This is a genomic window from Leptotrichia sp. OH3620_COT-345 (genome assembly GCF_003932895.1).
Classification (GTDB): Bacteria; Fusobacteriota; Fusobacteriia; order Fusobacteriales; family Leptotrichiaceae; genus Pseudoleptotrichia.
In genome coordinates this window covers 107,269-114,303 of sequence record NZ_RQYW01000008.1, presented here as the reverse complement: position 1 = coordinate 114,303, position 7,035 = coordinate 107,269, and the positions used below count along the sequence as shown (strand labels likewise).

Below are 7,035 nucleotides of genomic sequence, written 5' to 3'. Positions count from 1 at the left end.
TAAATCAAAAGCATTTGACCATAACAACAGTTTAAACTGGACGATATCGGGAGAAGGTTATGTATCGAGAAGCGATATGCATAGAAAGTTCCTTGTAGCGGATGAAATATTTGAAGCTGAATCGACATATAATTCATACGGTTTTGCTGTAAAAAATGAAATGGGAAAAGAGTTCAGGACAGGAGAAAAATTCAGTATAAGACCATATGGAAATTTAAAACTTGAATATGGAAGATTTAATACAATAAAAGAAAAATCAGGAGAAATGAGAATAGAAGTAAAAGGGAATGATTATTATTCGATAAAACCTGAATTAGGAGTAGAACTTAAATATAAACAGCCTATAGCAAGAAAAGCATCATTCACTGCAATATTAGGATTAAAATATGATACTGAACTAGGAAAATCTTTAAGTCAAAAAAATAAAGCAAAAGTAAAACATACAACATCAGATTGGTATAATTTAAAAGATGAAAAAGAAAACAAAAAAGGAAATTTTAAAACTGATTTGAATATCGGAATGGAAAATACAAGATTTGGAGTAACATTAAATGTAGGATATGATACGAACGGAAAAAATATAAGAGGGGGAATAGGATTTAGAGCTATCTACTAACATTTGATATATTTTAGAATAGTCTGAAATTAAAAAAACTGATTTTCAATTTTATTTGAGAATCAGTTTTTTAATTGGATTTATTATTTTAAATTGCATAGTTCCTTTGCAATTTCAGTAGCCAGTTTTGTATTATTGAATACAAGTTCGATGTTTGCTTTTAAACTTGAACCTTCTGTTAATTTCTGTATTTTATCCAATAGAAACGGTGTAGACTCTTTTCCTTTTATACCTAATTTTTCAGCTTCTTCTATGGCATTTTCAATTACTTTTGAAATAATATTATTATCCATAGAATATTTTTCAGGAATAGGATTTGCTATGACAACACCGCCTTTTAAACCTAATTCCCATTTTGCATGAAGAAGGTTTGCAAATTCCTGAGGACTGTCAATGGCATAATCAAGGTTAAATCCACTGTTTCTTGTATAAAATGCCGGAAGTTCTTTTGTCTTATAACCTAAAACCGGAACTCCGTTAGTTTCCAAGTATTCAAGAGTTAATCCTAAGTCCAGAATTGATTTTGCTCCTGCACATATAACAGCAACATCTGTATTTGCAAGTTCTTGTAAATCTGCAGAAATATCCATGGTATTTTCTGCACCTCTATGAACTCCTCCGATACCTCCCGTGGCAAAAATCTTAATCCCCGCCATATTGGCAATGATCATAGTTGATGCTACTGTTGTAGCACCGTTCAGTTTGTTTGCAACAATATAAGGGATGTCTCTTCTACTTACTTTTATAACTTTTTCTCCTTCTTTTCCGAGAAGTTCAATTTCTTCAGCAGATAATCCTACTTTCAATTTTCCGTTTATAATAGCTATAGTTGCAGGAATTCCACCGTTTTCTCTTACAATGTTTTCAACTTTCAATGCAGTTTCAGCATTTTGAGGATAAGGCATACCGTGGGATATGATTGTAGATTCAAGTGCTATTACAGGTTTATTGTTTTCCAGTGCATTTTTTACTTCTTCGCTGATTTCAAGATATTTTTTAAACATTTATAATTCCATCTCCTCTATAATATTTTCAACATTTTTGACATTTATATGCTCACTTACTGTTTTTTCATTCAATGAAGTAAGAAGAGCGGCACCCAGACCGAATTTTGATGCTCTTTCTACATCATAATCATGATATTCTCCGTAAGAAATTCCCGCTACAAAAGCATCTCCGGCTCCTGTTGTACTTACAGTATTTATTCTTGGAATTTTTATAATTCCATTTTTTTCTTCAGTCATATAGAATATACCTTTAGGTCCTAATGAAATGAATATTTTTTTAACACCTTTGTTAAGAAAATGTTCTCCTACTCTTATTAAGTCATCGTTACCGTATATTGTGATATCAGACAGAACTTCCGCTTCAAGTCTGTTAGGTTTTATAATATGGAATCTTCCTATGAAGTCTTTTACTTTTAAAGCTTTTTTAGTAGATACAGTGTCAAGTATGAGATTAGGTTTTCTTCTTAAAAAAGCTACGTATCTTAAAGTTTCTTCTTCCAGATTAGTATCTAAAACAATGAGTTTTGCATTTGTTACTTTCTTTCTTATTGTGTCCAGAAATTCCGGAGTAATACTTTTACATATGTCTGTGGATGAAACTGCCATTTCCATTTCGTTATCATCATTTAAAATTGAAACATACATTGATGTCTGTTGATTTTTCAGAAAAAGTGAATCTGATATGTCGAGATTCTGGTTTTGAAGGTAATCTTTAATATCTTTTCCGTATATGTCATCTCCCAAGGCAGTTATAAGTTTGGAAGTAATACCGAGTTTTCCGATATTCTCAGCAATATTTTTTCCTACCCCTCCGAAAGAAATAGTCACTGAGCCGGGATTCGAATCATAACGTACAATACTATTATAAGATTTTCCCTGTATATCCACATTTGTTCCGCCAATAGTTAAAATATAAGGATCTTCATTAATAATATATTTTTTCCCCAGGATAACACCCTTTTTCATAAGGTTACTTATATGTACCGCGATGGAAGTTCTGGCACAATTCAATGTTTCCGCAATTTCTTCTTGAGTAATAAGGGGATTTTCCTTAATTAAATTGATAATCTGTTTTTCACGTTGAGTCATTTCCTGATTTCCTTTCTATTTTAAGATAAAATTTTACTTACTGAAATAAAAACAATTCAAAGACTTTTAAACAAAAACAAAATAGATTTAATTATGTTTATACAATAAAATAATACTACATAATATTTTAAAAGTCAATATACTTGAATGCAAAGTTTAAGTTTATTTTCTATAAATTATACCTTAATAATGCTACTTGTCAAGATTAAAAAGCTGATATTTTATATTTTCTTCAAGAAAATCGGTTAAAATTAAAACTGACAGACAGTCTATGAATATGTTATAATGTAAAAAATAAAACCGGTCTAAAGTTAGGTAGAAATGAAAGGAAATATATGAAAAAAGCAGTTATATTGGATACGAGTGCAATTATGTACAGAACTCACTTTGCACTTATGGGAATGAGAAATTCTCGAGGAATGGCAACCGGAGCGACATATGGTTTTGTAAATACTTTGGAGGGAGTAATAAAAGAATTTAATCCTGATTATTTGGTAGCTTGTCTTGATATAAAAAGAAGCGATCTGAAAAGATCTGAGGAGCTGGAAACATATAAGGCACATAGGGAAAGTATGCCTGATGATCTTGTTGCCCAACAGGAGTTTATAATGTCTGTACTTGACGGATACAGAATACCTAAATATAAAATAGACGGATATGAGGCTGATGACGTAATGGCAACTCTTGCTACAAAATTTTCCAAAGACGAAAATGAAGAAATAGAAGTGTATATAGTTACGGGAGATAAAGATTTGGCACAACTTGTAAACGGGAAAATAAATATAGCATTATTAGGAAAAGGGGATAAGAAATCATTATTCAGATATATAACAAATGATGATGAAGTAGTGGAATACTTAGGAGTTACTTCTGATAAAATACCGGATCTTTTTGGATTGATGGGGGATAGTTCCGACGGAATACCCGGAGTTTCAGGGATAGGCCCGAAAACAGGAGTGGAGCTCATAAATAAATACGGAAGCCTTGAAGGTCTTTATGAAAATATAGCAGAAATAAAAGGGAAAAGAAAGGAAAAGCTTTTAGAAGATAAGGAAAAAGCCTTTTTAAGCAGAAAACTGGCAACAGTTCATAAAGATATTGAAGTAGAATATGATAAAAATAAACTGAAAATAGAAAGTAAAGACTTGGAAAAGCTCCTTTCAATATACAAAACAATGGAATTTAAAAAGTTTTCGGCAACAATCGAAAATGAAATAAAGAAAAAGAGTACCGCCTTAAATGAAAACAGTCAATCTGACAGTAGTCAGATTTCCTTATTTGCAGGAGTGACAAATCATCCTGACGGGAAAAAGGAGATTTTGATTGAAAATGCTGAAAATAATACAAGAGAGAATAAAGTAAAAACGGAGAAAATTTTATGGTCAGTTGGGCCAGATGTTCTGGAAAAAATGGAAGAAAAAGTTGGAATATTCGGAAATGAATTTGGGATAGCAGTATGTGACGGTAAAAAGAATATAGTATTACTAAATGAAAATCAAGAAACAGTGAAAGAAGTATATGAAATATTAAAAGATAAAAAAATAGTCAGTTATAATGTAAAAGAATATATGAAGAAAGGGATAAACTGTAAGGAATATTTTGATGTAATGCTGGCATGGTATGTACTTGGAACAGAAAGTTCACAGGATTTGGAAAATATAATTTTTTCCGAGTTTGGAGAAAATCTTGAAAAATTTGAAGAGCAGTTTAAAAAACGTAAATTTCAAGAAATAAGTGAAGAAGAGAAGATAGAATTTCTTGGAAGAAGAGCATATTGTGTAAAAAAGCTTGAAACGGTATTAAAAAATAGATTGGAGAGTGAAGATCTCATAGATGTTTTTGAGAATCTTGAAAATAGACTGGTTCCTGTTCTGGCGAGTATGGAAATGTACGGTATAAAAATTGATAAAAAATATTTTGAAGATTATAAGTCAAAACTGCAGGAAAATATAGAAAAAGTGGAAAAAGAAATATTTTCTTTGTCCGGAGAAGCTTTTAATATAGGCTCTCCAAAACAGCTTTCCGAAATATTATTTGAAAAAATGGGAATAGATCCTGTGAAAAAAACAAAGACAGGATATTCCACAGATGTAGAGGTATTGGAGGAACTGGCGTTAAGAGGGATTGAAATTGCTGAAAAACTTCTTGTTTACAGAGGACTTACTAAACTACTTTCGACTTATGTGGAACCTTTACCTAAACTGGCAGATGAAAATGACAGAATACATACTACATTTAATCAGAATGGAACTTCCACGGGAAGGCTTTCTTCAACAAACCCCAATATACAGAATATTCCTGTGAGAACTGATGAGGGAATAAAAATACGTAAAGGATTTATTTCAGAAGAGGGATGGAGTCTTGTGTCTTTCGACTATTCGCAAATTGAACTGAGAGTTCTCACAGAACTGTCAAAAGATGAAAATCTTGTACTTGCGTATAAAAAAGACAGAGACCTTCATGACCTGACTGCAAGGAAAATATTTTTTAAAGCGGACGGAGAAGTAATTTCCAGAGAGGAAAGAAGTATAGCTAAAGTTATAAACTTCAGTATTTTATATGGTAAAACTCCTTTCGGACTATCCAAAGAGTTAAAAATTCCTGTAAGTGACGCTTCACTTTATATAAAAACTTATTTTGAACAGTATCCGAGAGTAAAGAAATTTCTTGAAAATGTTCTGGAAAATGCAAGACTGAACGGTTTTGTCGAAACATTATACGGAACAAGGAGATATATAAACGGAATAAATTCGAGCAATAAAAATATACGATCACAGGCTGACAGAATGGCTGTAAATACAGTTGTTCAAGGTACTGCTGCAAATATTATAAAAAAAGTCATGGTAGAGTTGTATAATGAATTTAAAGACAAAGATGATATAAGAATGCTGTTACAAGTTCATGATGAACTTATTTTTGAAATAAAAGATGAAACTATAGAAAAATATATGGAAAAAATTAAGGAAATAATGGAAAATACAATAACATTTGAAGATGTAAAGTTAAATTCAAACGGTTCTTATGCAAAAAATTGGGGAGCTTTAAAATAAAAATTTTGAATTTTATAATGTTTTTATGAAATTAGAATATTGAAGAAATATGAAAATTAAAAATAAGGAGTTATAAAACAGAAATATGTTACAAAATGCGAGAATGGAAAATTATTTAAAAGGATTAAATGAAGGATTAGGTATAGGAATTGCCTATATTCCTTTCGGGATAACATTAGGACTTATTTCTAAAAATTTTGGAATGGATACGTTACTTGTATTTTTAAAGTCATTAACTTTATATGCCGGAAGTGCACAATCATTTTTTTTAAAAGCGGTATATGAATTAAAATCAGGACCGGCAGAAATTCTTATTTCAATATTTATGATTAATTTAAGATATTCTCTTCTAAATCTTATAATTTATAGGGAACTTAAAAAGGGAGGAACATTATTGGAAAAAATGATTGTAGGGCTTGGACTTACAGATGAAACGGTTGCTTTCATTATGATAAGGAAAAATAAAAATCCTTATTATATGATGGGAGTAAATACTTTGCCTTATATTATGTTCGGATTGGGAACATTAGCAGGATCTTTATTCGGAAATTTAATTCCTCCGTTTTTTACGAAAAGTATGAATTTTATACTTTATGCAGCATTTTTAAGTCTTCTTGTAAGTGCTTTAAAAGCAAATTTTAAATATATAAAAGTTGTAATAATAGTAACAGTATTTAAGATAATATTTGAATATATACCTGTAAGTAAAGGCTGGGCAATGATTTTAATTATGTTTCTGGCAAGTATGACTTATGCTTTAATAACTTATAAAGAGGGAGTGAAAGAAAATGAGTAATTTTATGATAGTTATTTTGATTTTAGCAACAGCATTAATAACAGCTTTTATCAAATTAGTCCCTTTATTTATAAAAATTCCTGAAAATAATCCGATTATAAATAAGTTTTTTGAAGCATTGCCTTATACAGTTCTGACTATTTTGATTTTTCCGGGGATATTTACATCTACAGGAACGGATACATTCAATATTATAAAAGTATTGGCGGGGATAGGGATTATAGTGTGGCTTTCATTGAAAAAATTTAGTCTGGGAGTGGTAGTCCCCGTTTCTATAGGAATAATATTTTTGTTTGATATAATAAAATTTATGATCGGATAATATTCAGAAAAATGACGAACTGACAGTAAAATCTATCAGATAGTTAGAATAAACATATGATAGAAGCTTGATTAGTTAATATTTTGAAGTGAATTATATATTAAGGCGATAAATATAAATATGAAAATTTTTATATTTAAAAAATATAATTAAAA

6 protein-coding genes are annotated in these 7,035 nt (G+C 30.3%); 4 read left to right on the top strand and 2 right to left on the bottom strand.

Annotated elements, in window-relative coordinates; translation table 11 throughout:
• The coding region (locus EII29_RS06450) for an autotransporter outer membrane beta-barrel domain-containing protein (RefSeq protein ID WP_148096409.1) at positions 1–616 on the top strand (616 nt) is incomplete at its 5' end.
• Between the two features lie 83 nt (positions 617–699).
• On the opposite strand, the gene EII29_RS06445 is transcribed toward EII29_RS06450, so the two are convergent.
• Positions 700–1,620: a pseudouridine-5'-phosphate glycosidase gene (locus EII29_RS06445; RefSeq protein WP_125236712.1), complete on the bottom strand. Its 921-nt coding sequence runs from the start codon at positions 1,618–1,620 to the stop codon at positions 700–702.
• On the bottom strand, positions 1,621–2,712 hold the full coding sequence (locus EII29_RS06440) for a PfkB family carbohydrate kinase (protein WP_125236711.1): 1,092 nt from the start codon (positions 2,710–2,712) through the stop codon (positions 1,621–1,623).
• 335 nt (positions 2,713–3,047) lie between these two features.
• On the opposite strand from EII29_RS06440, the gene polA reads away from it, so the two are divergent.
• From polA to EII29_RS06425, 3 genes are all read left to right on the top strand, one after another.
• Complete coding sequence (gene polA / locus EII29_RS06435; protein ID WP_125236710.1) at positions 3,048–5,762, top strand: DNA polymerase I; 2,715 nt, start codon at positions 3,048–3,050, stop codon at positions 5,760–5,762.
• 85 nt (positions 5,763–5,847) lie between these two features.
• Complete coding sequence (locus EII29_RS06430) at positions 5,848–6,558, top strand: AzlC family ABC transporter permease (protein ID WP_233573272.1); 711 nt, start codon at positions 5,848–5,850, stop codon at positions 6,556–6,558.
• Positions 6,551–6,880 (top strand): AzlD domain-containing protein, encoded by a 330-nt coding sequence (locus EII29_RS06425; protein WP_125236709.1) that lies wholly within the window; start codon positions 6,551–6,553, stop codon positions 6,878–6,880. The genes EII29_RS06430 and EII29_RS06425 overlap by 8 nt, the downstream gene beginning before the upstream one ends.
• Positions 6,881–7,035: the final 155 nt, after the last annotated feature.